Here is a 24,387-nt window from a genome sequence, read left to right on the forward strand (position 1 = left end):
ACTTACTGTCCCAACTTCAGGCGAGCAGTCTCGCCACTGGTGAACGGGGCAACATCGACGGCCTGGCCGTTGTAGCTGACCTGGGCGCCACGGGCAAAGCCCAGGCGCACCGCGAACGGCGGCTTGCCGGTCAGCTCGAGGTTGTCCCCCTTGCGCTTGACGGCGCTGAACAGCACCTTGCCGTTGCCATCGGAGACCTGGGTCCAGCAATCGGCGGTGAACTGGATGGCGACCTTGGCGCTGCCTGCCGGTACTGCGGCGGGCTCGGCAGCGGCCACGGCGGCTGCAGGTGCTGCTGGCGCAACGGCGGCCGGTGCAGGGGTGGCCGGTGCGACCGGAGCAGGCGCTACGCTGGCTGCGGGCTGCGCAGGCACCTGCTGGGCGGGTGCGGGTGCAGCAGCCGTGGGCGCCGGGCTTGCCGGGGCCTGTTCGGCGGTAGCGGCAGGCTGTTCGGCAGTGCCCTGCTCCAGTGCCAGCGGCGCACTCTCAGGCTGCTGGCCAGCGGTAACAGCCTGATCTTCAGGCTCGTCAAGCGGGTGAATCTGAGTGGTGCCGTCGGCGCTTTCGACTTCGACGTGCTCCAGGGCCATCTTGGCCAGGTCCTTGCCACGCAGGCTGCCCTGGTCCTGCCACCAGACGAAGCCACCGCCGACCACGGCCACCAGCAACAACAGGCTGACGCCGCGCAGGATGTTGTGCGACAGGCGTACCGGCTCTTCGATGCGCCCCAGCGAGTGCACATCGCTGCCTTTGGCGTGGGTACCGGTGTAGCGGTCGAAGGCTTCTACCAGGGTGGCCTGGTCAAGGTCCATCAACTTGGCATAGGCGCGGATATAGCCACGGGCGAAGGTATGCCCGGGCAGCTTGTCGAAGGCGCCGGTTTCCACATGGTTCAACGAACTGACAGTGAGGTTGAGCTTGCGGGCCACCTCGGCTTGAGACCAGTCCCGTTTCTCACGGGCCAGGCGCAAAAGCTCACCGGGGTTCTGGCCAGGCGCTACTGCTACTTCGGGATGCGCGGCGTTCATCGTTGCTCCGACAGGTATTGCTGATATTCCGGCGTACCGGGATAAAGTCGTTGTAATTGCTGGCCCAGCTCGGCCAATGTGCCCTGCTCGTCGAACACCCTGGCAAGGCGGCTACCCAGCAGCAGGCTACGGGCATCGTGGTCGCTCAACTGGCTGAAACGATCGTAGTAGTCCCGGGCCGGCACATAATGCCTGTTTTCGTAGGACAACTCAGCCATTTCCAGCAACGCTTTCGGTTGCCGCTGGTTGAGTTGCAACGCTTTGAGCAGATACGCGTGCGCCGCCTCGCGGCTATCGAGCTTGAGGGCGGTCAGGCCCAGGTTCTCGTACACGCGTGAGCGCTCAGGATACAGGGTATCGCTACTGGCCAGGCGAAACATCTGCTCGGCCTCGGCAAATCGCCCCTGAGCATAAAGGAAACTGCCGTAATTGTTGCGAATTCGCGTGTCGCCCGTGCGGGCCTGCAAGGCTTTGCGAAAGTGCGCCTCCGCCAGTGTCGGCTCACCTTCGGCCTGGAACACCAGCGCCAGGGCGGCATGTGCGTCGGCATCACGGCTGTCAAGGGCCAGGGCCTTGCCCAGCGGCGCCTTGGCCTGCTCGGTCAAACCCTGTTGCAAATAACCCAGGCCAAGCTGCACATAAGCACGCCCCGCATCCGCCCTGCCCTGGCGGCTGGCCAGGGGGTCGCCCGCGCCGCCCGACACGCAGCCGGCCAGCAGCAAAAGCGCAAGGATCGACAGCGCAGCGCGCAGGCTCATGGGCTAAGTCCCGGTCAGTGGCTGGCGGCGCTGTCTTGCAGCTCGACGTCCGCAGAAAGCTGGCGTACGGCGATGTAGCGCTCGCTGCGACGGGTGCGGTCGTTGACCTGGCCGACCAGCTGGCCACAGGCGGCATCGATGTCCTCACCACGGGTGGTACGGGTGGTGACGTTGAAACCACCGTGGTGCAGAAGGTCCTGGAAGCGACGAATGGCATTGTTGCTCGGCCGCTCGTAGCCCGAATGCGGGAATGGGTTGAACGGGATCAGGTTGATCTTGCACGGCACATCGCGCAGCAACTCGATCATTTGCGCGGCATGCTCAGGCTGGTCGTTGACGTCCTTGAGCAGGGTGTACTCGACGGTGAGCACACGCTTGCCACCCAGGGTGGACATGTAGCCCATGCACGACTCCAGCAGCACTTTGAGCGGGTACTTCTTGTTGATCGGTACCAGCTTGTTGCGCAGTTCGTCGTTCGGTGCGTGCAGCGACAGGGCCAGCGACACGTCGATGTGCTTGGCCAGTTCGTCGATCATCGGCACCACGCCCGAGGTGGACAAGGTGACGCGACGCTTGGAAATGCCATAGCCCAGGTCATCCATCATGATTTTCATGGCAGCGATGACGTTGTCGAAGTTCAGCAAGGGCTCGCCCATGCCCATCATGACCACGTTGGTAATCGCGCGGTCGACTTTGGCAGGAACGGTCCCGAAGGATTTGTTGGCAAGCCACACCTGGCCGATGACTTCAGCGGCGGTGAGGTTGCTGTTGAAGCCTTGCTTGCCGGTGGAGCAGAAGCTGCAATCCAGGGCACAGCCGGCTTGCGACGATACGCACAGGGTGCCGCGGTCGTCGGTAGGAATGTAGACGGTCTCGACGCAGCTGCCGGAGGCAACGCGGATCACCCACTTACGGGTGCCGTCGGCGGAAATGTCTTCACTGACCACTTCCGGTGGGCGAATCTCGGCAACGGCCTCGAGCTTTTCGCGCAAGGCCTTGCCTACGTTGGTCATGGCCGCAAAGTCGGACACGCCAAAATGGTGAATCCATTTCATCACCTGGCCGGCACGGAAGCGCTTCTCCCCGATTGAGTCGAAGAATTGTTCCATTTCCGGCTGGGTCAGACCCAACAGGTTGATTTTGCCAGTAGATGTCGTCATGGATTCACCCTCACCCGTAAGCTTTCGCTTAGCGAGTGGTTACCTCGGTAGCAGCGAAGAAGTAAGCGATTTCGCGAGCAGCAGCAGCTTCGGAGTCCGAACCGTGAACGGCGTTGGCGTCGATCGACTCGGCGAAGTCAGCACGGATGGTGCCGGCAGCAGCTTCTTTAGGGTTGGTAGCGCCCATCAGCTCACGGTTCAGAGCGATGGCGTTTTCGCCTTCCAGAACCTGAACAACAACCGGGCCGGAAGTCATGAAAGCAACCAGGTCACCGAAGAAGCCGCGAGCGCTGTGCTCAGCGTAGAAGCCTTCGGCTTCGGCTTTGGACAGTTGCTTGATTTTCGAGGCAACGATTTTCAGGCCGGCTTCTTCAAAGCGAGTGGTGATCTTGCCGATGACGTTTTTGGCAACTGCGTCAGGCTTGATGATCGAGAAAGTACGTTGAACAGCCATGGAAAACTCCAGAATATGAGTGTTACGAAAAATTAAACCCGCGAATTATACGCGGGTTTCAGGGGATTGCCTAACCTGCACATGACGCTTAGTCGGCTTCGTCGATCCAGGCGGCCTGGATTGCCTCAAGCACTTTCTCACCGCCGCGTGACGGATCGTCGCTGAACTCTGGCAATGCCAGCACCCAGCGGTGCAGGTCCACGAAATTCACATAACGAGGATCGACCTCAGGCTTGCTTTCTGCAAGCTGGATGGCGATCTCAAGTACATCAACCCATTTCAGACTCATGTACAGGACCTCAGTGCGGCGCTTCGGCAGCGTGGTTGAGCGAATACTTGGGGATCTCGATGGTCAGGTCGGTATCGCCCACGACCACCTGGCAACCAAGGCGCGACTGCGCTTCCAGGCCCCATGCCTTGTCCAGCATGTCCTCTTCCAGCTCGTCGGCTTCTTCGAGCGAATCGAAGCCCTTGCGCACGATGCAGTGGCAAGTGGTGCAGGCCTTGACGCCGCCGCAGGCGCTTTCCATCTCGATGTGATGGTCGTGGGCCAGCTCCAGGATGTTGGTCCCGGGCTCGACCTCCACGGTCAGCCCTTCTGGGCAGAACTTCTCATGCGGCAGGAATGTCACCAGCGGCATCGGTTACTCCTCGATCTCATTCAGGTTGCGCCCGGCCAGTGCGGCTTTGACCGTCGAATCAAGGCGACGGGCGGCAAATGCGTCGGTCACCTGCGACAGACGCTTGGTCTGTTGCTCGATGGCTGCGCCATCGGTGCCGGCCAGCAAATCACGTAGTTCTTGCATCTGGAATGCAATGGCGTCGCGCTCGTCGCTGCTAAGCAGGCGCTCACCGTCGGCGTCCAGGGCGCCCTGTACCGCTTCGAGCAAGCGCTCGCCGTCCACCTGGTGCTCACGCAACTGGCGGGCCTGCTTGTCGGAACCTGCGTGTTCGAAGGAATCCTTGAGCATGCGGGCGATTTCGCCGTCGGTCAGGCCGTAGGACGGCTTGACCTGGATGCTGGCTTCCACACCCGAACCCAGTTCCCGGGCGGCAACGCTGAGCAGGCCGTCGGCATCCACCTGGAAGGTGACGCGAATTTTTGCCGCCCCGGCAACCATCGCCGGAATGCCGCGCAGCTCGAAGCGCGCCAACGAGCGGCAGTCGCTGATCAGCTCGCGCTCGCCCTGCAGCACGTGGATCATCATGGCCGACTGGCCATCTTTATACGTAGTGAACTCCTGGGCACGCGCCACCGGAATGGTGGTGTTGCGCGGGATCACTTTTTCCATCAGCCCACCCATGGTCTCAAGGCCCAGGGACAGCGGGATGACGTCAAGCAGCAGCAGTTCACCGCCTTCGCGGCGGTTCCCGGCCAGGGTATCGGCCTGGATGGCGGCACCGATGGCGACCACCTGATCAGGGTCGATCGAGGTCAGCGGCGTGCGGCCAAACAGTGTACCGACAGCCTCACGCACACGCGGTACGCGGGTCGAACCACCGACCATGACCACCGCACCTACCTCCTCAAGCTCGACACCGCTGTCGCGCACGGCGCGGCGGCAGGCCTTGAGGCTGCGGGCGATCAGCGGCTCGATCATGGCATCGAAGGCGGCCCGGCTGAGCTCGCCCTGCCAGGCACCGTGACTGATGCTGACCACGTCAGCGTCGGTCAGGGCTTCCTTGGCGGCGCAGGCAGCCTGCAACAGCTGGCGCTGGGTACCCGGGTCGAGGTCGGAGGACAGGCCGGCCTGCTCGATTATCCAGCCAGCAATGGCGTGGTCGAAGTCGTCACCACCCAAAGCGGTATCACCGCCGGTGGCCAGCACTTCGAACACACCAGCAGTCAGGCGCAGGATCGAAATATCGAAAGTACCGCCACCCAGGTCATAGATGGCCACAAGGCCTTCGGCATTCTGGTCCAGGCCGTAGGCAACGGCAGCGGCAGTTGGCTCGTTGAGCAAGCGCAGCACGTTCAGGCCGGCCAGCTTGGCCGCATCCTTGGTCGCCTGGCGCTGAGCGTCGTCGAAATAAGCCGGCACGGTGATCACCGCGCCCACCAAGTCACCGCCCAGGGTCGCTTCGGCACGCTCACGCAGCACCTTGAGGATGTCAGCGGACACTTCCACCGGGCTCTTCGGCCCCTGGACGGTGTCGATGAACGGCATGTGCGATTCACCGCCAATGAAGCGGTACGGCAGCTGCTCACCCAATTGCTTGACGTCGGCCAGGCCACGCCCCATAAGGCGCTTGACCGACAACACGGTGTTCAGCGGGTCACTGGCGGCCGCCTCGCGCGCAGCCTGGCCGACCTCAGTGTGGTCAGCCAGGTAGCGTACCGCAGAGGGCAGAATGACGTTACCCTGCACATCGGGCAGGGGTTCGCTACGACCGCTGCGTACGGCAGCGACCAGAGAATTGGTGGTACCCAGGTCGATACCCACCGCCAGGCGGCGCTGGTGCGGCTGAGGGCTTTGACCGGGTTCGGCGATCTGCAGTAGGGCCATGCTTATCTGAATACCTTAGGCGTCATCACGGGCAACGCCGGGTTAATCGTCGAGGCGCTCTTCCAGTTGGCGCACTTCTTGGGCGAGCTTGTCGAGGAACTGCATGCGGCGCATCAGGCGCTCGGCCTTGTCGCGCTCGGCAGGCACATCCCAGCAGGCGGCGAAATCCTCGTTCAGCGTGTCCTGGGCACCTTTGAGGCGCTTCTTGAACACGGCAACACCATCGAGGTCGGCTTCGTCCTGCAGCTCTTCAAGCTCTTCGCGCCACTGCATTTGCTGCAGCAGGAAGTCGGGGTCGTGGACCGTGACCTCCTGGGGCACTTCGTGGCCACCGATGGCCAGCAGATAGCGGGCACGGCGCGGCGCACTGCGCAGGGTCTGGTAGGCGTCGTTGAGGGCCGCGGACTTCTCCAGCGCTACCCGCTGCTCACGCTCGGAAGCGTCGGCAAAGCGGTCAGGATGGACCTCGCGGGCCAGCTCGCGGTAGCGAGTGGCCAGCTTGTCGAGGTCCAGCCGAAAGCACGGCTGGAGATCAAACAGAGCGTAATGACAAGGAGTACCCACAGCCAGCCTCAGACGTTGAAGCTTTCGCCGCAGCCACACTCACCGCGCACGTTGGGGTTGTTGAACTTGAAGCCTTCGTTCAACCCTTCCTTGACGAAGTCCAGTTCGGTGCCGTCGAGGTACACCAGGCTTTTAGGGTCGATGATGACCTTCACGCCGTGGTTCTCGAACACCTGGTCTTCGCCCGCCACTTCGTCGACGAACTCCAGCACGTAGGCCAGGCCCGAGCAGCCGGTGGTGCGCACGGCCAGGCGAATGCCTTCGCCCTTGCCGCGCCCTTGGAGGGAACGCCGCACGTGGTTGGCGGCGGCTTCTGTCATGCTGATAGCCATCAGAACTCCTTACCTCTTACCTTGCAGGCGACTTAGATCAAGCCTTTTTTCTGCTTGTAATCGCGAACGGCTGCCTTGATGGCATCCTCGGCGAGTACCGAGCAGTGGATCTTCACTGGCGGCAACGCCAGTTCTTCCGCCAGCTGGGTGTTCTTGATGGTTTCGGCTTCGTCCAGGGTCTTGCCCTTCATCCACTCGGTGGCGAGGGAGCTGGAAGCGATGGCCGAACCGCAGCCGTAGGTCTTGAACTTGGCGTCTTCAATGACGCCCTGCTCGTTGACCTTGATCTGCAGGCGCATCACGTCACCGCACGCTGGAGCACCGACCATGCCGGTACCGACATCCGGGTCCTCGGCATTCATCTTGCCGACGTTGCGTGGGTTTTCGTAGTGGTCGATGACCTTTTCACTGTATGCCATGGTGCAATTCCTTCCTCATCAGGGAGCCGCTCTTGCCGGCGACTGCTTAGTGGGCGGCCCACTCGATCTTGGAGATGTCAACGCCGTCTTTGTACATGTCCCACAGCGGCGACAGCTCACGCAGTTTGTTAACGGCCTCGCAGACTTTCTGCGCGGCGTAGTCGACTTCTTCTTCGGTGGTGAAGCGGCCGAAGGAGAAGCGGATCGAGCTGTGCGCCAGCTCGTCGTTGCGGCCCAGAGCGCGCAGTACGTACGACGGCTCGAGCGAAGCGGAGGTGCAGGCCGAACCGGACGATACGGCGATGTCTTTCAGCGACATCAGCAGCGACTCGCCTTCGACGTAGTTGAAGCTCAGGTTCAGGTTGTGCGGCACGCGAGCGGTGCTGCTGCCGTTGACGTACAGCTCTTCGAGGTCCGAGACCTGCTTGAAGAACCGGTCGCTCAGGGCCTTGATGCGCACGTTTTCGGCGGCCATTTCCTGCATGGCAATGGCGAACGCTTCGCCCATGCCGACAATCTGGTGGGTCGGCAGGGTGCCCGAACGCATGCCGCGCTCATGGCCACCGCCGTGAATGATGGCTTCAAGGCGTACACGCGGCTTGCGGCTGACGTACAGCGCGCCGATGCCTTTCGGGCCGTAGACCTTGTGCGCCGAGAACGACATCAGGTCGACTTTCAGCTTTTGCAGGTCGATCTCGACCTTGCCGGCCGACTGGGCGGCGTCGACATGGAACAGTACGCCGCGCGAACGGGTCAGTTCACCAATGGCGGCGATGTCATTGATCGAGCCGACTTCGTTGTTCACGTGCATCAGCGAGACCAGAATGGTGTCGTCGCGCAATGCTGCCTCGACCTGGGCCGGGGTGACGATGCCGTCTGCGCCTGGCTCGAGGTAGGTCACTTCGAAACCTTCACGCTCGAGCTGGCGAGCGGTGTCCAGGACCGCCTTGTGCTCGATCTTGGAAGTGATGATGTGCTTGCCCTTGGTCTGATAGAAGTGCGCGACGCCTTTCAGTGCGAGGTTGTCGGACTCGGTGGCACCGCTGGTCCAGACGATTTCGCGCGGATCGGCGTTGATCAGTTCGGCAACCTGGCGACGGCCGTTCTCGACCGCTTCCTCGGCCTTCCAGCCGAAGACGTGGGAGCGCGAGGCCGGGTTACCGAAGTTCCCGTCGACCAGCAGGCAGTCGGCCATTTTCTGGGCCACACGTGGGTCGACCGGGGTGGTCGCGGAGTAATCGAGGTAGATCGGCAACTTCATTTGTCTCTCCTATCAGGCGGTGGCGTCGCTCGTCGTCCCTGGGGGATCAATCGACGGCGGACGTCTCAATCTTGTCCAGCTGGGCGGTTCGGCCTGCGACACGACGCAGGTCCTGGCGCTGGGCAACTTCCTGCACCTCACGGCGCATGACGAGGTCGGCCAGGCTGATGCCGCTGAGGAATTCATGGATCTGCTGACTGAGGTCGCACCACAGGTGGTGGGTCAGGCAGGTATCACCGGCATGGCAGTCCCCGAGGCCCTGGCAACGGGTAGCATCGACCGATTCGTTGACCGCATCGATGACCTGGGCCACCTGGATGGTTTCCATGCCCCGCGACAGCTGGTAGCCACCACCTGGACCGCGCACGCTGGAGACCAGGCTGCTGCGGCGCAGCTTGGCGAACAGCTGTTCCAGATAAGAGAGGGAAATGCCCTGGCGCTCGGAAATGTCGGCCAAAGACACCGGCCCATGCTGCGCGTGCAACGCCAGGTCAAGCATGGCAGTCACGGCGTATCGGCCTTTGGTAGTCAGTCGCATGGCTATTGGGTACCACGGGAGTTTCGGGATGTGTGCGAGTATGCGATTCCCGAGCATTTAAGTCAACTATTAGACCTACTGCTTTAGTCGGGTTTGCGTCGGGGAGGCGGGCGCGATTGTAGCAGACGAGGGGCGTGAGCACACGCCCCGTATGTCACCAGGGGTTCAGCGCGGCGCAATCAATGCGACTGAGTGTCGCGCTGGGCCACCTGGGCAACCTCGGTGAAATCATCTTCCGGCAGGGCCGGCAGTTCCTTGGCGCAGTAGTCGCTACCCATCTTGGTCAGGGCGCCACACATGCCCTCCAACCGCTCATCGACGGCCTGCAAGTGGTCGAGCATCTGGCCGATGGCTCGCGCCACCGGGTCAGGCATGTCGCCACTGACACCGTAGGCATCGAAACCGATCTTCTCGGCCATGGCCTTGCGCTTGGCCTCGACTTCGGTGTCCTCGCTCTTGACGATGATCCGCCCCGGGATGCCCACCGCCGTGGCGCCGGCCGGTACAGCCTTGGTCACCACCGCATTGGAGCCGATCTTGGCCCCGGCGCCGACGGTGAACGGGCCCAGCACCTTGGCCCCCGCCCCTACCACCACGCCGTTTTCCAGGGTGGGGTGGCGCTTGCCTTTGTTCCAGCTGGTGCCGCCCAGGGTCACACCCTGGTAAAGAGTGACGTCGTCGCCGATCTCGGCGGTTTCGCCGATGACGATGCCCATGCCGTGGTCAATGAAGAAGCGCCGGCCGATGGTGGCACCGGGATGGATCTCGATACCGGTCAGCCAGCGACCGAAGTTCGACACCAGCCGGGCCAGCCACTTGAAATCACGCTTCCACAGGGCATTGCCCAGGCGGTGCAGCCAGATGGCATGCATGCCCGGGTAGCAGGTGAGCACCTCGAAGGCATTGCGCGCAGCCGGGTCACGGTGGAATACGCTTTGAATATCTTCACGCAGGCGTTCGAACATCTGTCAGTCCTTCCGTTTATGCGGCTCGCCACGGACCACTTTCTGGGTCTCGGTGAGGATGCCGCGCAAAATGCTCATTTCCGTACGCTCGACCGCCACCCGCCCATACAGCCGGCGCAGGCGCGGCATCAGGTGCTTGGGTTTTTCGGGGTCGAGGAAGCCGATGCCCACCAGGGTTTTCTCCAGGTGGTCGTAGAACAGCTCCATTTCGTCCATTGTCGCCAGCTCGCTGGCGTCAACCTTCTCGACTTTGCCCGGCGCCTCACCGGCAGCCAGCGATGCCATGCGCACCTCGTAAGAGAGCACCTGCACAGCGGCCGCAAGGTTCAGCGAGCTGAAGTCGGGGTTGGAGGGAATGTGCACGTGGAAGTGACATCGCTGCAGTTCTTCGTTGGTGAGGCCGGCGTGTTCGCGCCCGAACACCAGGGCGATCTCTTCGCCCCCCTTGGCGTGCTCCACCGCCTTGGCGCCGCACTCGCGCGGGCCAATCAACGGCCAGGGGATGCTGCGCTCGCGGGCGCTGGTACCCATCACCAGGTTACAGCCGACCAGCGCCTGCTCAAGGCTGTCGACCACCTGGGCGTTATCCAGCACATCGTCGGCGCCCGAGGCGCGGGCACTGGCTTCCAGGGCGGGGAAATCTTTCGGCTGCACCAGCACCAGGCGCGACAAGCCCATGTTTTTCATGGCACGCGCAGCGCCGCCGATGTTGCCGGGGTGGCTGGTATTGACCAGAACAACACGAATATTTTGCAGCAAGGTGTTGTGCTCACAGATGCAGGAATCAGGGCCTTCGATCTTACAGAACCGACAGACGTAACGCCATGAAAGCAAATGTGACACTTCTGCCGACAAACTTTTCTGCTAGAATGATCGGCTTTCTTCTTTAACATCTCCAGGTGACCCGCCCATGCAGCCTATGCTGAATATCGCCCTGCGCGCCGCTCGCAGCGCCAGTGAACTGATTTTCCGCTCCATCGAACGCCTGGATAGCATCAAGGTGGACGAGAAAGAGGCTAAGGACTACGTTTCCGAGGTTGATCGTGCCGCCGAGCAGAAGATCGTCGACGCGCTGCGCAAGGCCTACCCGAACCACTCCATCCAGGGTGAAGAGACGGGCATGCACGCGGGCACCGGCGAAGAAGGTAAAGACTACCTGTGGATCATCGACCCACTGGACGGCACCACCAACTTCCTGCGCGGTATCCCCCACTTCGCCGTCAGCATCGCCTGCAAATACCGTGGTCGCCTTGAACACGCCGTGGTGCTCGACCCGGTACGCCAGGAAGAATTCACCGCCAGCCGTGGCCGTGGCGCCCAGCTCAATGGCCGTCGCCTGCGCGTCAGCTCGCGCACCAGCCTGGAAGGCGCCCTGCTGGGTACCGGCTTCCCGTTCCGTGATGGCCAGATGGCCGACATGGACAACTACCTGGGCATGTTCCGCGCCCTGACTGGCCAGACCGCCGGCATCCGCCGCGCCGGCTCCGCCAGCCTGGACCTCGCCTACGTGGCCGCTGGCCGCTTCGACGCCTTCTGGGAGTCGGGCCTGTCCGAATGGGACATGGCAGCTGGCGTGCTGCTGATCCAGGAAGCCGGTGGCCTGGTGAGCGACTTCAACGGTGGCCACGACTTCCTCGACAAAGGCCACATCGTTGCAGGCAACATCAAGTGCTTCAAGGCCGTGCTGACCGCTATCCAGCCGCACCTGCCAGAAAGCATGAAGCGCTAAGCGCGAATTGCCAGAAAGCAAAAAGCACCCCTCGGGGTGCTTTTTTTATACCTGACAGCTGTGTATTGCCTGGGTTGGCCTCTTCGCGGCTGAACCCGCTCCCCCAGGGATCGCATTACAGGTGTGGGAGCGGGTCCACCCGCGAAGAGGCCAGACCAGGCAACATCGATTACTGGGCAGCTTCGCTCAGGATCAGCTTGCCATTCTTGTCCAGCGGAATGGTGGCTCCCGGCTCGCGGTCCATCTTCACCTTGCCTACCTGATCACCGATGGAATAGGTCACGTTGTAACCCACCACCTTCTCGCTGATGTCATTGACCGTATTGCAGCGGGTTTGCGTGGTGGTGTAGGTGTCACGCTGCTGCATGCCTTCCTGCACCTTGTTACCGGCATAACCACCACCGACCGCACCGGCCACGGTAGCGATCTTCTTACCGGTACCACCACCAATCTGGTTACCCAGCAAGCCACCTGCCAGCGCACCGACCACGGTACCGGCAATCTGGTGCTGGTCCTTGACCGGCGCCTGACGCGTCACGGCCACGTCCTTGCATACTTCACGCGGGGTTTTCACCTGCTGCTTGATCGGCTGCACGTCCGTCACCTGGGCGACTTCGGGGCCTTTGTTCACCAAGCTGTAGGTCGCCACAGCACCTCCGGCAGTTACACCGACAGCACCCAGCACCGCACCCACCAGCATTGATTTATTCACGTGAACCTCCTGATCGTACCAGCGGGTCTCAATCCGCGCTTCTCCCAGCCTTGGAGCAAAAAAAAAGGCGCGAGTTCAACACTCGCGCCTTTTTGCTCGCCGTACGGCGTAGGGACAGGGCCTTATGGGCGCTCGTCCACACCTTCAGCCTTGACTGGAGGGATCAGGTCTTCGCTGTTCAGGTTCAGCCAGATCAGTACCACGTTGGCGATGTAGATCGACGAGTAGGTACCGGCCAGAACACCGATGAACAGGGCCAGCGAGAAGCCGAACAGGTTGTCGCCACCGAAGAACAGCAGTGCGGCAATGGCCAGCAAGGTCGAAACCGAGGTGGCGATGGTGCGCAGCAGGGTCTGGGTGGTCGAAACGTTGATGTTCTCGATCAGCGAAGCCTTGCGCATGACGCGGAAGTTTTCACGCACCCGGTCGAACACGACGATGGTGTCGTTCAGCGAGTAGCCGATGATCGCCAGCACCGCCGCCAGCACCGTCAGGTCGAAGGTAATCTGGAAGAACGACAGGATACCCAGGGTGACCACCACGTCGTGGATCAGCGAAACGATCGCACCCACGGCGAACTTCCACTGGAAACGGAAGGCCAGGTAGATAAGGATGCCGCCCAAGGCCATGAGCATGCCCATGCCGCCCTGGTCGCGCAGCTCTTCTCCCACCTGCGGGCCAACGAACTCGACACGCTTGAGCGTGGCCGGGTTGTCGCCGCCAGCCTTCTGCAGGGCAGCGGCTACCTTGTTACCCAGCTGCGGGTCATCGCCCGGCATACGCACCAGCAGGTCGGTGGTAGCGCCGAAGCTCTGCACCACGGCCTCGTGGAAGCCGGAGTCGACCAGCTCGGCACGCACCGCCTTGAGGTCGGCCGGGCGCTCGTATGTGAGCTCGATCAGCGTACCGCCGGTGAAGTCCAGGCCAAAGTTGAGGCCCTTCTGCCACCAGCTGAACAGCGCCAGCACGGTGAGGAGCACGGTAATGGCGAACGCAACATTGCGCACGCCCATGAAGTTGATGGTTTTCATCGCAGCTCCCTCAAACCCACAGCTTCTTGATGTCACGCCCGCCGCAGGTCAGGTTGACCATTGCGCGGGTCACCATGACGGCGGTGAACATCGAGGTGAAAATCCCGAGGGACATGGTAACCGCAAAGCCTTTGACCGGGCCGGTCCCCATGGCGAACAGGATACCGCCGACCAGCAGGCTGGTCAGGTTGGCGTCGATGATCGCGGTGTAGGCGCGGTTGAAGCCTTCGTGGATGGCGCGCTGTACCGACATGCCGGCTTTCAGCTCTTCGCGGATACGCGAGAAGATCAGCACGTTGGCGTCCACCGCCATACCCATGGTCAACACGATACCGGCAATACCCGGCAGGGTCAGGGTGGCACCCAGCAGCGACATCAGCGCCAGCAACAGCACCATATTGCCCGCCAGGGCGATGGTGGCGATCACGCCAAAGCCGCGGTAGATGGCGATGATGAACAGCGAGACGAACAGCATGCCCCACAGCGACGCATCGATACCCTTGGTGATGTTGTCGGCACCCAGGCTTGGGCCAATGGTACGTTCTTCAGCGAAGTACATCGGCGCGGCCAGACCACCGGCACGCAGCAGCAGAGCCAGTTCGGACGATTCGCCCTGGCCGTTCAGGCCGGTGATGCGGAACTGGCTGCCCAGTGGCGACTGGATGGTCGCCAGGCTGATGATCTTCTTTTCTTCCACGAAGCTTTGTACGGCAACGTCCTTCTCGACGCCGTCGACGGTCTGCTTCACGTAGCGCGTGACCGGCTTCTGCTCGATGAAGATCACTGCCATGCTGCGGCCGACGTTGCTACGGGTAGCACGGCTCATCAGCTCGCCACCGTGGCCATCCAGGCGGATGTTCACTTGTGGGCGACCGTGCTCGTCAAAGCTGGCCTGGGCGTCGGTAACCTGGTCACCGGTGATGATCAGGCCGCGCTCGACCGGTGCAGAACGGCCGCCTTCGCGGAACTCGAACACTTCGGTAGTGGCCTTGGACGCACCCGGCTCGGCACCAAAGCGGAACTCCAGGTTGGCGGTTTTACCGAGGATACGCTTGGCTTCGGCAGTGTCCTGCACGCCCGGCAGCTCGACCACGATACGGTTGGCGCCCTGGCGCTGTACCAGCGGCTCGGCCACGCCCAGCTCGTTGACACGGTTGCGCACGGTGGTGAGGTTCTGCTTGATCGAGTATTCGCGGATCTCGGCAACTTTTGCCTGAGTCAGCGCCAGACGCAGCACGGCGAGGTCGTTGCGCTCGGTGGTGGTCAGGTCGAAATCATTGAAATTCTTGCGGATCAGGGCACGTGCCTGTTCGCGGGTTGCATCGTCAGCGAAGCCCAGCATGATGCCGCCATCCTGCTGAGGCAGGCTGCGGTAGCGGACGCGCTCTTTGCGCAGCAAGGTCTTGACCTCGCCTTCGTAGACCTTCATGCGGGCGGTCATGGCCTTGTCCATGTCCACTTCCAGCAGGAAGTGCACACCACCGGACAGGTCCAGGCCCAGCTTCATCGGGCTCGCACCCAGGTTGCGCAGCCATTGCGGGGTAGTCTGTGCCAGGTTCAGGGCCACGACATAATCATCGCCCAGTGCCTTGCGCACTACATCCTTGGCTGGCAGTTGGTCTTCCTGGTTGGTCAGGCGGATCAGCCCGCTGCCCTTCTCACCCAGGCTCGCGCCTTTGACAGCGATCTTGGCATCGACCAGCGCCTTGCTGACACGATCGAGGTCGGCCTGGTTCACCTGCAGCGCCGAACTGGCACCGCTGATCTGTACCGCCGGATCATCCGGGTAGAGGTTGGGAGCGGAATAAATGAAACCGACCACCAGTACCAGCACGATCAGTGCATATTTCCACAGAGGGTATTTGTTCAGCATCACGCCGCCCGTTCAAGACGCGGGGCGCTTTGCGCGCCCCGACTGGAAAATAAAACCGGTAACTCAGATAGCCTTGAGCGTACCTTTTGGCAGGGTTGCCGCGATGGCGCCCTTCTGGAACTTCAGCTCGACAGTGTCGGAAACTTCCAGCACCACGAAATCATCGGAAACCTTGACGATCTTGCCGGCGATGCCGCCGTTGGTGACAACTTCGTCACCTTTCTGCAAGTTGCCGAGCAGGTTCTTCTGCTCTTTGGCACGTTTGGCCTGTGGACGCCAGATCATCAGGTAGAAGATGACCAGGAAACCAACCAGGAAAATCCACTCGAAACCGGTACCGGCTGGGCCAGCGGCAGGTGCTGCAGCGTCCGCGTATGCGGCGGGGATGAAGAAGCTCATTGGGCACTCCTAATGTAATTTTCTAATAATGGATGCAGACAGTCAGTCCAAAGGCGGTACAGGAAGCCCGCGCTTGGCGTAGAAGGCGTCGACGAAGGCGGCCAATTTACCCTGTTGAATAGCCTCGCGTAAACCGGCCATCAAGCGCTGGTAATGGCGCAAGTTGTGGATGGTATTCAGCATGCTGCTCAACATTTCGCCGCACTTGTCCAGGTGATGGAGATAGGCGCGGGAGAAGTTGGTGCAGGTGTAGCAGTCACAGGTCGGATCCAGCGGCGATTCATCGTGGCGATGGAACGCATTGCGGATCTTGATCACCCCTGTATCGACGAACAGATGGCCGTTACGCGCGTTACGCGTAGGCATCACGCAGTCGAACATGTCGACGCCGCGGCGCACACCCTCAACGAGATCTTCCGGTTTGCCTACCCCCATAAGGTAACGAGGTTTGTCAGCAGGCATCATGCCCGGCAGGTAATCCAGCACCTTGATCATTTCGTGCTTGGGTTCGCCCACCGACAGGCCACCGATGGCCAGGCCGTCGAAACCGATGTTTTCCAGGCCTTCCAGGGAGCGCATGCGCAGGTCCTGGTACATGCCGCCCTGGACGATGCCGAACAGCGCCGCCGTGTTGTCGGCGTGGGCGTTCTTCGAGCGCTGGGCCCAGCGCAGCGACAGCTCCATGGAAGTACGTGCCACGTCGTGCTCGGCCGGATACGGGGTGCACTCGTCGAAGATCATCACCACGTCCGAGCCCAGGTCACGTTGCACCTGCATCGACTCTTCAGGGCCCATGAACACCTTCGAGCCATCGACTGGCGAGGCGAAGGTCACGCCCTCTTCCTTGATCTTGCGCATGGCGCCCAGGCTGAACACCTGGAAGCCACCGGAGTCGGTGAGGATCGGGCCTTTCCACTGCATGAAGTCGTGCAGGCCGTTGTGCTTCTTGATCACCTCGGTGCCCGGGCGCAGCCACAGGTGGAAGGTGTTGCCCAGGATCATCTCGGCGCCAATGGCCTCGATATCGCGTGGCAGCATGCCCTTGACCGTGCCATAGGTACCCACCGGCATGAACGCAGGGGTTTCCACCGTGCCACGTGGGAAGGTGATGCGACCACGACGGGCCTTGCCGTCGGTAGCCAGCAGTTCGAAGGACATTCGACAGGTGCGACTCATGCTTGATCCTCGGGGCCGCGTGGCGCCGGATTGCGGGTGATGAACATGGCATCACCGTAACTGAAGAAGCGGTACCCGTTCTCGACCGCCGCCGCGTAGGCAGCCATGGTTTCGGGGTAACCGGCGAACGCCGAGACCAGCATCAGCAGCGTGGACTCCGGCAGGTGGAAGTTGGTGACCAGGGCATCGACCACATGGAACGGCCGGCCCGGGTAGATGAAGATGTCGGTGTCGCCGCTGAAGGCCTTGAGCACGCCATCGCGCGCCGCGCTTTCCAGCGAACGCACGCTGGTGGTGCCGACCGCGACCACCCGGCCGCCACGTGCGCGGCAGGCCTCGATGGCATCGACCACATCCTGGCCCACTTCGAGCCATTCTTTATGCATGTGGTGGTCTTCGATCTTGTCGACCCGCACCGGCTGGAACGTGCCCGCGCCCACGTGCAGGGTAACGAAAGCCCGCTCCACACCTTTGGCAGCAATCTTTTCCAGCAGCGCTTCGTCAAAGTGCAGGCCCGCAGTGGGCGCGGCAACCGCACCGGCGCGCTGGGCGTACACGGTCTGGTAGCGCTCACGGTCGGCGCCCTCGTCGGGGCGGTCGATGTAGGGCGGCAGCGGCATATGGCCGACGCGGTCGAGCAATGGCAGCACCTCTTCGGTGAAACGCAGCTCGAACAGCGTGTCATGGCGCGCGACCATTTCGGCCTCGCCACCGCCATCGATGAGGATCACCGCGCCCACTTTCGGCGCCTTGCTGGCACGCACATGGGCCAGCACCCGGTGGCTGTCGAGCACGCGCTCGACCAGCACTTCCAGCTTGCCCCCGGAGGCTTTCTGGCCAAACAACCGCGCCGGGATGACCCGGGTGTTGTTGAACACCATCAGGTCGCCGGGGCGCAGGTACTCGAGCAGGTCGGGGAATTGCCGGTGCGCCAGCGCGCCGGTCGGCCCATCGAGCACCAGCAGACGGCTGCCATGGCGCTCGGCCAACGGGTGGCGGGCGATCAGGGAATCAGGGAGTTCGAAGGAAAAATCGGCGACGCGCATGATGATGTTCGGTTCGGCAGGGCCGGGAAGTTTAGCCCAATGTGTGAAAATTGACCATGAAAGCCGATTGACCGACTAGCGGCACCTCTCTATACTGCGCGCCACACGCCCTGATGGCGGAATTGGTAGACGCGGCGGATTCAAAATCCGTTTTCGAAAGGAGTGGGAGTTCGAGTCTCCCTCGGGGCACCAAAATCCGGAAAAAACCGACCTTATGGTCGGTTTTTTTGTGCCCGACGATTTTGCCGGGCTAGGCAAAGGCCCTATCAGGGGCGGACCGCTGTCACTTCGATCTCAACCCGCCAGGCAGGGTGCGCCAGGCCTGCAATCTGGAACGCCGAGCGCGCAGGTAGCACCGGCTGCTTGGCGGCTGGGCCGAAGAAACGGGTGTAGCCGGCCATGAAACCGTCGAAATCCATCTTCCCGCCGTTCTCCGGTCCGCCCACCAGGAATACCTGCATCTTCACCACGTCCGTCAGGCCAAGACCCAACGCTTTCAGCTGCTGCTGGATGCTTTCAAGCACATTGATGGTTTGTGCCTTGGTATCACCGTAGGCTTCCAGCGAATCCTTGGGCGCGTCGGGATGGATCACCGACGGGACGGAACCGCTCAGGTAGACGATCGACTTCCCGGCAGGAATCTCTACAGCCGACGAGATAGGGAAACTACCTGCGCCATGGCGCACGATATCTTGTGCATGAACGCTGCCGGCACCGGCTAATCCCAACGCCAATGCAGCAACGGTCTTGAAAGCGAATTTCATATTTCTCTCCTGATGGTTACGCAAGAATGTACACGCACCGATGATGCGTGTACGGGTCATTCCATTGCGGTATGTGTACTTAGAATCGATACAAACTGAAGGGTTTCGGGTCCAGCACCGGCGCCTTTCCAAGCAGCAGGTCTGCCGTCAGCTCGGACGACACCGGGCTTTCCGTCATACCCCAGCCGGTCGCGGTGTTGATGACCAGGCCTGGGTACTCATTGACCTGCGAAATGATCGGGTTCTCATCCGGGGCGATGGCCATGGCACCGCTCCACTGATCGATCAACTTGGCATCCTGGAAGGCAGGGAACTCGACCTTGAGCTTTTCCAGAGATGCGTCCAGCTCTGGAATATCCGGGGCCGCCGTCATCAGCCTGTTTTTCTCGAAGGGCGATACCTCGTCCAGCCTCCACTGGGTGGGCTGAGTGAACGAATCGATCAGTTGCTTGTTGAGTGAGATGTGCACCGGGAAGTCGGGGATGGCCAGCAATGGCAGGTATTTATAGCCATACATGAACGATTCTTTGACCACCGGGGCAACGACGACGCGCGGTGAGGTGGCGTATGTACCGTCGGCCTGCTCGCGGAAGTAGATATTCCCCGGCAATGCAACGTTGCCCCCCGGTGCACGGGGTGCCGCGCTGATGATTTGCTGGGACTGGTAGGCCGGCAAGGTAGGCACATCGACGCCCAGGTTCTGCATGAACAGCCTGGACCAGGCGCCGCCTGCCACGACCACGCGAGAAGTGCTGATGGCACCCTTCTCGGTCACCACATCCGAAATGACGCCTGCCTGGGTTTCCAGGCCCCTTGCGGCGCAGTGGGTGTAGATGCGCACACCCATTTTCTTGGCGTACTCCGCCATGACAAACGATGCGCGCTCGGCGTCCAGGCTACCGGAGTCTTCCTCGAAACCTGCAATTTTCCAGCTCGATGATGCACCGCGCAGCCGCTGTTCGAGTTCATTCCCCTGAATGATCCGAGTCTTGAAGGGGTTGTCCGCTGCTACTTCCCGGCTTTTGACATCAATCCACTTTCTGACGCTTTCCAGGTCTTCTTCATCGAAAGGAACTTCGACCCGGCCCTGTGTGCGATAGCTGGTATCTGCACCCACTTTGGCATTCATCTCGCGCCACCGTTGTTTCGCAAGATGGTGCAACTGGAACGTCGCGTCAGGCATCTTGTAGGTCATGACCTGACCATAGAACCTGCATGACTGCTCGCCGGCAATATCCCCTTTTTCAACGACGACTACCGAGAGGCCACGTTCGACAAGATTGATCGCGGTCATGAGCCCCAGAATACCAGCGCCAACAACTACCACGTCTGCCTGCTTGGGAAGTGCACCTTCGGTGCCTTCTACAAAACCAAACCGCGGCTTGCCGGGGATCAACCGGCCTTCGCGGGTCAGCAAGGGGGTCAGAATGCCTGCGCCACCTGCAATAGCCACGACGCCGCCGCCGATCAAAAATTTACGCCTCGTCATTCCCATGACACTTTCCTTTCCTGGTAATCGGTGTGGGTTCATCAGCTCAGGCGGCGAGCCACCTACCTGGCCGCCAGCCGCCGCGGTCAACTTTCGGCCACCGCGTCAGGCTGATGCTTAAAATTGAAGGGCGGCTATTTTGTTGATGACCCGCTTCGGGAAAAAGCGCTGTGGGCAAATACTTAGTTCAGCCATTTTGAAACTATCGCGCAGGGGACATAAATAGTTGATATGGCGACATTCAACACTCGAAAGAGGCAAGTTAGTTCGAGCGAAGATGCTGGCTTAGTTTCGAAAGTGCACGGAGGCAACAAGCGCTGAGAATTCAGTAACTGTGTGGGTGTATAGCGTTATGTGGCGCCATTGAGCGCAACCTGGGGTCCATTTTTCGTGCATCCGCCCTTGGCTCAGGCGCTCCTCACGCCGAGATCTTCAGCAAACCGAAGCAGGTAGCCGTCCGGGTCTTGCACCAGGAAATTGCGCTGGCCGACCAGCATGCCGCCCTGGCGGTACCAACACTCTTCAATCGGCTTTCTGATGCTATGCCCTGCAACCCCCAGCGACGCGACCAAGGACAGTGCATCAGCGCATTCGATCGACAGGTTGATGCCTCGACCATACGGCGGCTCCAGCGGGCCGACCCGCCAGGGTGACTCACTCTGCCAGTCCTGCTCCAGCATCAGCTGGCTGCCACCAAAAGACAGGAAGGCAAAATGCTCTTCTGGCCGGTCGTATTCAATCTTGAAGCCGAGTACGCCGCAGTAGAATGCCAGGCTGCGTGGTAGATCAGAAACAATCAGCTCGGGCACCAAGGGATTTAGCTTAAACAATGTTCTGATTCCTTTCAGGGTAAATCGACTGGCAACTATGAACAGGTCACCCTGAAAAAGGTAGCTTGTCAGTGTGATAGCTCAATGCAGCTCACACCCATCAGATCCGCCCGCCCCCCCCCACTTTGACGCCGCCCCAATGGCTCTGGGACCTGTAGCCATACCTGCATTCTATTGGCCGCCGTCATGACTAACACTTAAGCTGTCATTCGTCGGATATATGCCGAAAGTATTGCTAGCGTAATGGCACTTAGCCATAGTTGCGCTCCCATTTCTCCACACCCTGTGTGACACATGAAAACAATCGCGCCCTGCATGGCGGCAATGATGCTGCTCAGTGGGTGCAATGGAGTGCCAACGTCGTACGTTTCAGACCCCGTCTACAGCCAGGCTTTCGTGGTCACTTCCGGTGCACCGCTGCCGATGTTGCTGATGGCCAGCGCCATCCAGTGGAACGAGGATTACGCTGTAACCGCCAAACACACCCCCTTCCTGCGCAACGTGGTCCACGAGGGCCTCGGTGACGTAGTGTTCTTCAAGCACAAGGCCAGCAGCGTGCCGCACTGGCGCCAGTACGTGCCTGGGGAAGCCGTGACGGCGGTGGGTTTCAACAGTTTCATGATGCCGATGCAGGGCAAGGGCCATGCCCTGCCGTCACTGGTACGGCTTGAAGGTACGCCTGGCAGCGTCTTCTACTCAGTGCATGACGGCCCGATCACCAAGGGCATGTCGGGTGGGCCTGTGTTTGCCGATGATGGCAAGGTGGTGGGCATCAACGTGGCCATCATTCCCACCAGCGAGATCGACGCCGGCAAGCGCCCGGACCTGGCCGGCAAGGACCGTATCAGCGTGTTCATGTCGTTCAGCGAAATCGACAAGGAATGGCGGCGTTACCAGTACCTGCTGGCGCACAAGGCCAAGCCCCAGGCACCGGCTTCGGTCAAAGGCTACGTGGCGGTGGCAGCCAAGCCGTGAATCGGGGCGCGGTATTGGATGGAAAGCGGCCTATGATGTGAGGCTGATGGCCTCTTCGCGGGTAAACCCGCTCCCACAGGGCCTGCACAGGATTTGAGCTTTGTGCAGTACCCGCGAAGAGGCCGTGCCAACCAACGCGAGAAGGACCTGCCATGCACCTGACCCACCGCCCCATCCGGCCCGAGGACATCCCCGTCATCTGCAGCTTCCCGCAGAACCCGGACGAACTGTTCTACATGTTCCCCAAAGCCACCTACCCCCTCACCCCCAACCAGCTGAGCGACGCCATAGCCCAACGCAGCGGCTCCACGGTAGTGGAAGGTAACGGCGCTGTCCTGGCCTTCGCCAATTTCTACAAAGCCGAACATGGCGGCGTATGTGCCCTGGGCAACGTAGTGGTGGCCCCCAGCGCCCGCGGCTTTGGTGTAGCGCGTTATCTGGTAGCGGCAATGATCGACCTCGCCCGCCAGCAGTTCAGCGCCCGGGAGGTCTGGGTGTCATGCTTCAATCACAACACCGCCGGCCTGCTGCTTTATCCACAGCTGGGCTTCACACCGTTCGGCATCGAGGAGCGGCAGGCGTGGGACGGAACACGGGTAGCGTTGGTGCAGATGAAGCAAATAGTGACTTAACCGAGCTGGATCAGCGGGTCATTGCATGTGGCTGAACGAGAAGGTCCACCCCCAGAGCACGAATGACCCTCAATACAGTGTCAAAACGAGGCTTCGCGCCAGGGCTCAGCGCCTTGTACAGGCTTTCTCTACCCAGCCCACTTTCCGTAGCAATATGTGTCATGCCCCGTGCACGAGCGATATGTCCAAGTGCTCGAATGATTTCCTCGGTATCGCCATCTGATAGCACCTGGCTAAGGTATTCACTGATTGCCTCATCGCTGCTCAACAAGGCTGCCATATCAAACGGGATCAATTTTTCGCTCATTTCATCTCCTTCAGCAGCTTTCTGGCTTTGAGGATGTCGGCGGCCTGGGTGGACTTGTCGCCGCCGACCAGCAGTAAAACCAACCTCTCCCCCTTTTGCGTGAAATAGACGCGATAACCGGCAGCTACGTCGATGCGAAGCTCACCAATACCGCCTCCAAGCCACTTGAAGTCACCAAGATTGCCCCCGCTGCTCGCTCCAGCCTACGACCTATCGCCAGCCTGGCCCTCAAATCTCTCAAGCTCGATAGCCAAGCGGCAAAGCTTTCCGTCTGTTCAACGAGAAACATCAAGTGGTCACCCAATCGTATCCTTATGGATACACCAATTCAAGGATTGAAGCGACCCACTCTGTCGTTTTTGAGCTGAATCAGGAATTCAGGCACATCTGACAGGCTGGTAGGATTTTTCCCTTCGTTTCAGCTACAAAATCCCTTGCAACATTCAACCCTCGAACCTTCGACGAGCCTCGACGTCCGATCCAGCATCCCCCGCGTTTCGAGGTGCCCCCGCGTGAAAGACATCATCACCCGCAAGTACCGCCTGGCCGTGAAGACCATCGGCTACATCGGCTGGTCGCTGTTCTGGCTGCTGATCTGGGATGTGCTGGTCACCATCGACTTCATGCTGTTCTTCAACAGCAAGTTCACCCTGCCGTTGATCCCATTGACCTTGCTGGGCTCGGCGCTGGTGGTGCTGGTGAGTTTTCGCAACAGTAGCGCCTACAACCGCTGGTGGGAGGCACGCACGTTGTGGGGGGCGCTGGTGAACGGGTCGCGCAGCTTCGCCCGGCAGACGCTGACCCTGATCGATGACCCGGATGATGGCCTGAACCCGGTCAAGGCCACCCTGCTGCGCAGGCATATCGCCTATGTGAACTGCCTGGCGGCGCACCTGAAGGGTGAACGCTGCCCGGACGAGCTGATGGCCTTCATCCCGCCTGCGGAGTTCGAACGGCGCAACCGCTCGAACAATTTCGCCAATGACATTCTCGGCGGCTCGGCAGCCTTGCTGGCGCGGGAATACCAGGCCGGGCGACTGGACAGCATTCGTCTGGCGCGACTGGAGTCGACGCTGGTAGACCTTTCTAACGCCCAGGGCGGCATGGAACGGATTGCCAATACGCCATTGCCCTACCCCTATGTGTATTTCCCACGGCTGTTCATCACCCTGTTCTGCCTGATCGTGCCGGTGGGGCTTGTGGAGTCGTTGGGCTGGTTCACGCCGCTGGCGTCGACGGTGGTAGGGTTCATGTTGCTGGCCATCGAGCGGATCGGGACTGATTTGCAGAGCCCGTTCAGGTTCAGCGAGCATCAGATCCAGATGGATACCATATGCGAGACGATCGAGCGTAACCTGGAGTCGATGCAGCGGGAGGCGCAGTGTGCCGAGGCTGTAAACGCCTGAGAGATGTCGGGGCTGCATTGCAGCCCGCGCTT

Annotated in this window: 28 protein-coding genes, 1 tRNA gene and 1 pseudogene; 5 read left to right on the plus strand and 25 right to left on the minus strand. The window is 61.1% G+C overall.

The window, feature by feature from the left end:
* Nucleotides 1-2: 2 nt before the first annotated feature.
* The 14 genes from WF331_RS04540 to trmJ all read right to left on the minus strand — a co-directional run bounded on the left by WF331_RS04540 (nt 3) and on the right by trmJ (nt 10,745).
* Nucleotides 3-1,028 carry a RodZ domain-containing protein gene (locus tag WF331_RS04540; RefSeq protein WP_016501394.1) on the minus strand — a complete coding sequence of 342 codons (1,026 nt, stop codon included), beginning with the start codon at nt 1,026-1,028 and terminating at the stop codon, nt 3-5.
* Entirely contained in the window at nt 1,025-1,786 is a 762-nt protein-coding gene (gene pilW, locus WF331_RS04545; RefSeq protein WP_061203517.1) for a type IV pilus biogenesis/stability protein PilW, read from the minus strand. The genes WF331_RS04540 and pilW overlap by 4 nt, the downstream gene beginning before the upstream one ends.
* A 14-nt stretch (nt 1,787-1,800) precedes the next feature.
* Nucleotides 1,801-2,946, minus strand: a complete 1,146-nt coding sequence (gene rlmN / locus WF331_RS04550) for a 23S rRNA (adenine(2503)-C(2))-methyltransferase RlmN (protein WP_016484976.1) — start codon at nt 2,944-2,946, stop codon at nt 1,801-1,803.
* A gap of 28 nt (nt 2,947-2,974) precedes the next feature.
* Nucleotides 2,975-3,400 (minus strand): nucleoside-diphosphate kinase, encoded by a 426-nt coding sequence (gene ndk / locus WF331_RS04555; protein WP_008092560.1) that lies wholly within the window; start codon nt 3,398-3,400, stop codon nt 2,975-2,977.
* Nucleotides 3,401-3,488: 88 nt separating this feature from the next.
* Nucleotides 3,489-3,689 carry a Fe-S cluster assembly protein IscX gene (gene iscX / locus WF331_RS04560; RefSeq protein ID WP_003248529.1) on the minus strand — a complete coding sequence of 67 codons (201 nt, stop codon included), beginning with the start codon at nt 3,687-3,689 and terminating at the stop codon, nt 3,489-3,491.
* 10 nt (nt 3,690-3,699) lie between these two features.
* Entirely contained in the window at nt 3,700-4,041 is a 342-nt protein-coding gene (gene fdx / locus WF331_RS04565) for an ISC system 2Fe-2S type ferredoxin (RefSeq protein WP_016501396.1), read from the minus strand.
* A gap of 3 nt (nt 4,042-4,044) precedes the next feature.
* A complete protein-coding gene (gene hscA, locus WF331_RS04570) occupies nt 4,045-5,907 on the minus strand; it encodes a Fe-S protein assembly chaperone HscA (protein ID WP_084967176.1) in 1,863 nt (620 codons plus the stop codon).
* Between the two features lie 42 nt (nt 5,908-5,949).
* On the minus strand, nt 5,950-6,471 hold the full coding sequence (gene hscB, locus WF331_RS04575) for a co-chaperone HscB (RefSeq protein ID WP_016501398.1): 522 nt from the start codon (nt 6,469-6,471) through the stop codon (nt 5,950-5,952).
* Nucleotides 6,472-6,479: 8 nt separating this feature from the next.
* Complete coding sequence (gene iscA / locus WF331_RS04580; protein ID WP_016501399.1) at nt 6,480-6,803, minus strand: iron-sulfur cluster assembly protein IscA; 324 nt, start codon at nt 6,801-6,803, stop codon at nt 6,480-6,482.
* Nucleotides 6,804-6,835: 32 nt separating this feature from the next.
* Entirely contained in the window at nt 6,836-7,222 is a 387-nt protein-coding gene (iscU, locus tag WF331_RS04585) for a Fe-S cluster assembly scaffold IscU (RefSeq protein WP_003248539.1), read from the minus strand.
* Between the two features lie 46 nt (nt 7,223-7,268).
* Complete coding sequence (locus WF331_RS04590; protein ID WP_340622686.1) at nt 7,269-8,483, minus strand: IscS subfamily cysteine desulfurase; 1,215 nt, start codon at nt 8,481-8,483, stop codon at nt 7,269-7,271.
* Nucleotides 8,484-8,529: 46 nt separating this feature from the next.
* A complete protein-coding gene (gene iscR / locus WF331_RS04595) occupies nt 8,530-9,021 on the minus strand; it encodes a Fe-S cluster assembly transcriptional regulator IscR (RefSeq protein ID WP_008092572.1) in 492 nt (163 codons plus the stop codon).
* Nucleotides 9,022-9,200: 179 nt separating this feature from the next.
* Complete coding sequence (gene cysE, locus WF331_RS04600) at nt 9,201-9,986, minus strand: serine O-acetyltransferase (protein WP_016501401.1); 786 nt, start codon at nt 9,984-9,986, stop codon at nt 9,201-9,203.
* A gap of 3 nt (nt 9,987-9,989) precedes the next feature.
* Nucleotides 9,990-10,745, minus strand: a complete 756-nt coding sequence (gene trmJ / locus WF331_RS04605) for a tRNA (cytosine(32)/uridine(32)-2'-O)-methyltransferase TrmJ (RefSeq protein ID WP_041167863.1) — start codon at nt 10,743-10,745, stop codon at nt 9,990-9,992.
* A gap of 151 nt (nt 10,746-10,896) precedes the next feature.
* Here trmJ and suhB point away from each other — a divergent pair, with 151 nt between their 5' ends.
* On the plus strand, nt 10,897-11,715 hold the full coding sequence (gene suhB / locus WF331_RS04610; protein WP_012270588.1) for a type III secretion system regulator SuhB: 819 nt from the start codon (nt 10,897-10,899) through the stop codon (nt 11,713-11,715).
* Between the two features lie 169 nt (nt 11,716-11,884).
* On the opposite strand, the gene WF331_RS04615 is transcribed toward suhB, so the two are convergent.
* From WF331_RS04615 to queA, 6 genes are all read right to left on the minus strand, one after another.
* Nucleotides 11,885-12,427, minus strand: a complete 543-nt coding sequence (locus WF331_RS04615) for a glycine zipper 2TM domain-containing protein (protein WP_016501403.1) — start codon at nt 12,425-12,427, stop codon at nt 11,885-11,887.
* Nucleotides 12,428-12,549: 122 nt separating this feature from the next.
* Nucleotides 12,550-13,458, minus strand: coding sequence for a protein translocase subunit SecF (secF, locus tag WF331_RS04620; protein ID WP_016501404.1), 909 nt, complete (start codon nt 13,456-13,458; stop codon nt 12,550-12,552).
* A gap of 10 nt (nt 13,459-13,468) precedes the next feature.
* Complete coding sequence (gene secD / locus WF331_RS04625) at nt 13,469-15,331, minus strand: protein translocase subunit SecD (RefSeq protein ID WP_174371246.1); 1,863 nt, start codon at nt 15,329-15,331, stop codon at nt 13,469-13,471.
* 63 nt (nt 15,332-15,394) lie between these two features.
* The gene (gene yajC, locus WF331_RS04630) at nt 15,395-15,730 is read right to left on the minus strand and encodes a preprotein translocase subunit YajC (RefSeq protein WP_016484964.1); all 336 of its coding nucleotides are present in this window, start codon (nt 15,728-15,730) and stop codon (nt 15,395-15,397) included.
* Between the two features lie 42 nt (nt 15,731-15,772).
* Complete coding sequence (tgt, locus tag WF331_RS04635; protein WP_016501406.1) at nt 15,773-16,888, minus strand: tRNA guanosine(34) transglycosylase Tgt; 1,116 nt, start codon at nt 16,886-16,888, stop codon at nt 15,773-15,775.
* Between the two features lie 14 nt (nt 16,889-16,902).
* Nucleotides 16,903-17,952, minus strand: coding sequence for a tRNA preQ1(34) S-adenosylmethionine ribosyltransferase-isomerase QueA (gene queA / locus WF331_RS04640; RefSeq protein WP_049274126.1), 1,050 nt, complete (start codon nt 17,950-17,952; stop codon nt 16,903-16,905).
* 107 nt (nt 17,953-18,059) lie between these two features.
* On the opposite strand from queA, the gene WF331_RS04645 reads away from it, so the two are divergent.
* Nucleotides 18,060-18,144, plus strand: a tRNA-Leu gene (locus WF331_RS04645).
* A gap of 74 nt (nt 18,145-18,218) precedes the next feature.
* Here the strand turns inward: WF331_RS04645 and WF331_RS04650 are convergent.
* The 3 genes from WF331_RS04650 to WF331_RS04660 form a co-directional block, all read right to left on the minus strand.
* Nucleotides 18,219-18,716 carry a RidA family protein gene (locus tag WF331_RS04650; RefSeq protein WP_284364787.1) on the minus strand — a complete coding sequence of 166 codons (498 nt, stop codon included), beginning with the start codon at nt 18,714-18,716 and terminating at the stop codon, nt 18,219-18,221.
* A gap of 79 nt (nt 18,717-18,795) precedes the next feature.
* On the minus strand, nt 18,796-20,211 hold the full coding sequence (locus tag WF331_RS04655) for an NAD(P)/FAD-dependent oxidoreductase (protein WP_016501409.1): 1,416 nt from the start codon (nt 20,209-20,211) through the stop codon (nt 18,796-18,798).
* A 401-nt stretch (nt 20,212-20,612) separates the two neighbouring features.
* Nucleotides 20,613-21,035 carry a bleomycin resistance protein gene (locus WF331_RS04660; protein ID WP_016501410.1) on the minus strand — a complete coding sequence of 141 codons (423 nt, stop codon included), beginning with the start codon at nt 21,033-21,035 and terminating at the stop codon, nt 20,613-20,615.
* Between the two features lie 327 nt (nt 21,036-21,362).
* Here WF331_RS04660 and WF331_RS04665 point away from each other — a divergent pair, with 327 nt between their 5' ends.
* Together WF331_RS04665 and WF331_RS04670 are read left to right on the plus strand one after the other, a co-directional pair.
* The gene (locus WF331_RS04665; protein WP_016501411.1) at nt 21,363-22,010 is read left to right on the plus strand and encodes a trypsin-like peptidase domain-containing protein; all 648 of its coding nucleotides are present in this window, start codon (nt 21,363-21,365) and stop codon (nt 22,008-22,010) included.
* Between the two features lie 152 nt (nt 22,011-22,162).
* The gene (locus WF331_RS04670; protein ID WP_284395707.1) at nt 22,163-22,642 is read left to right on the plus strand and encodes a GNAT family N-acetyltransferase; all 480 of its coding nucleotides are present in this window, start codon (nt 22,163-22,165) and stop codon (nt 22,640-22,642) included.
* Between the two features lie 10 nt (nt 22,643-22,652).
* On the opposite strand, the gene WF331_RS04675 is transcribed toward WF331_RS04670, so the two are convergent.
* Nucleotides 22,653-22,949 (minus strand): addiction module antidote protein, encoded by a 297-nt coding sequence (locus WF331_RS04675; protein WP_003248566.1) that lies wholly within the window; start codon nt 22,947-22,949, stop codon nt 22,653-22,655.
* A pseudogene (locus tag WF331_RS04680) lies at nt 22,946-23,238 on the minus strand (type II toxin-antitoxin system RelE/ParE family toxin). Before WF331_RS04680 ends, WF331_RS04675 begins: the two are co-directional and overlap by 4 nt.
* Nucleotides 23,239-23,461: 223 nt before the next feature.
* Here WF331_RS04680 and WF331_RS04685 point away from each other — a divergent pair.
* Nucleotides 23,462-24,355, plus strand: a complete 894-nt coding sequence (locus WF331_RS04685) for a bestrophin family protein (protein WP_016501415.1) — start codon at nt 23,462-23,464, stop codon at nt 24,353-24,355.
* The last annotated feature ends 32 nt before the right edge of the window (nt 24,356-24,387 follow it).

Source organism: Pseudomonas sp. YNh, from assembly GCF_037993085.1.
GTDB lineage: Bacteria > Pseudomonadota > Gammaproteobacteria > Pseudomonadales > Pseudomonadaceae > Aquipseudomonas > Aquipseudomonas putida.

What these genes read in the sequence shown, in the direction of transcription:
- WF331_RS04540 (WP_016501394.1), bottom strand. Translation starts at nt 1,028, where the DNA reads ATGAACGCCGCGCATCCCGAAGTAGCAGTAGCGCCTGGCCAGAACCCC.
- pilW (WP_061203517.1), bottom strand. Translation starts at nt 1,786, where the DNA reads ATGAGCCTGCGCGCTGCGCTGTCGATCCTTGCGCTTTTGCTGCTGGCC.
- rlmN (WP_016484976.1), bottom strand. Translation starts at nt 2,946, where the DNA reads ATGACGACATCTACTGGCAAAATCAACCTGTTGGGTCTGACCCAGCCG.
- ndk (WP_008092560.1), bottom strand. Translation starts at nt 3,400, where the DNA reads ATGGCTGTTCAACGTACTTTCTCGATCATCAAGCCTGACGCAGTTGCC.
- iscX (WP_003248529.1), bottom strand. Translation starts at nt 3,689, where the DNA reads ATGAGTCTGAAATGGGTTGATGTACTTGAGATCGCCATCCAGCTTGCA.
- fdx (WP_016501396.1), bottom strand. Translation starts at nt 4,041, where the DNA reads ATGCCGCTGGTGACATTCCTGCCGCATGAGAAGTTCTGCCCAGAAGGG.
- hscA (WP_084967176.1), bottom strand. Translation starts at nt 5,907, where the DNA reads ATGGCCCTACTGCAGATCGCCGAACCCGGTCAAAGCCCTCAGCCGCAC.
- iscA (WP_016501399.1), bottom strand. Translation starts at nt 6,803, where the DNA reads ATGGCTATCAGCATGACAGAAGCCGCCGCCAACCACGTGCGGCGTTCC.
- iscU (WP_003248539.1), bottom strand. Translation starts at nt 7,222, where the DNA reads ATGGCATACAGTGAAAAGGTCATCGACCACTACGAAAACCCACGCAAC.
- WF331_RS04590 (WP_340622686.1), bottom strand. Translation starts at nt 8,483, where the DNA reads ATGAAGTTGCCGATCTACCTCGATTACTCCGCGACCACCCCGGTCGAC.
- iscR (WP_008092572.1), bottom strand. Translation starts at nt 9,021, where the DNA reads ATGCGACTGACTACCAAAGGCCGATACGCCGTGACTGCCATGCTTGAC.
- cysE (WP_016501401.1), bottom strand. Translation starts at nt 9,986, where the DNA reads ATGTTCGAACGCCTGCGTGAAGATATTCAAAGCGTATTCCACCGTGAC.
- suhB (WP_012270588.1), top strand. Translation starts at nt 10,897, where the DNA reads ATGCAGCCTATGCTGAATATCGCCCTGCGCGCCGCTCGCAGCGCCAGT.
- secF (WP_016501404.1), bottom strand. Translation starts at nt 13,458, where the DNA reads ATGAAAACCATCAACTTCATGGGCGTGCGCAATGTTGCGTTCGCCATT.
- secD (WP_174371246.1), bottom strand. Translation starts at nt 15,331, where the DNA reads ATGCTGAACAAATACCCTCTGTGGAAATATGCACTGATCGTGCTGGTA.
- yajC (WP_016484964.1), bottom strand. Translation starts at nt 15,730, where the DNA reads ATGAGCTTCTTCATCCCCGCCGCATACGCGGACGCTGCAGCACCTGCC.
- tgt (WP_016501406.1), bottom strand. Translation starts at nt 16,888, where the DNA reads ATGTCCTTCGAACTGCTGGCTACCGACGGCAAGGCCCGTCGTGGTCGC.
- queA (WP_049274126.1), bottom strand. Translation starts at nt 17,952, where the DNA reads ATGCGCGTCGCCGATTTTTCCTTCGAACTCCCTGATTCCCTGATCGCC.
- WF331_RS04650 (WP_284364787.1), bottom strand. Translation starts at nt 18,716, where the DNA reads ATGAAATTCGCTTTCAAGACCGTTGCTGCATTGGCGTTGGGATTAGCC.
- WF331_RS04655 (WP_016501409.1), bottom strand. Translation starts at nt 20,211, where the DNA reads ATGGGAATGACGAGGCGTAAATTTTTGATCGGCGGCGGCGTCGTGGCT.
- WF331_RS04665 (WP_016501411.1), top strand. Translation starts at nt 21,363, where the DNA reads ATGCTGCTCAGTGGGTGCAATGGAGTGCCAACGTCGTACGTTTCAGAC.
- WF331_RS04670 (WP_284395707.1), top strand. Translation starts at nt 22,163, where the DNA reads ATGCACCTGACCCACCGCCCCATCCGGCCCGAGGACATCCCCGTCATC.
- WF331_RS04675 (WP_003248566.1), bottom strand. Translation starts at nt 22,949, where the DNA reads ATGAGCGAAAAATTGATCCCGTTTGATATGGCAGCCTTGTTGAGCAGC.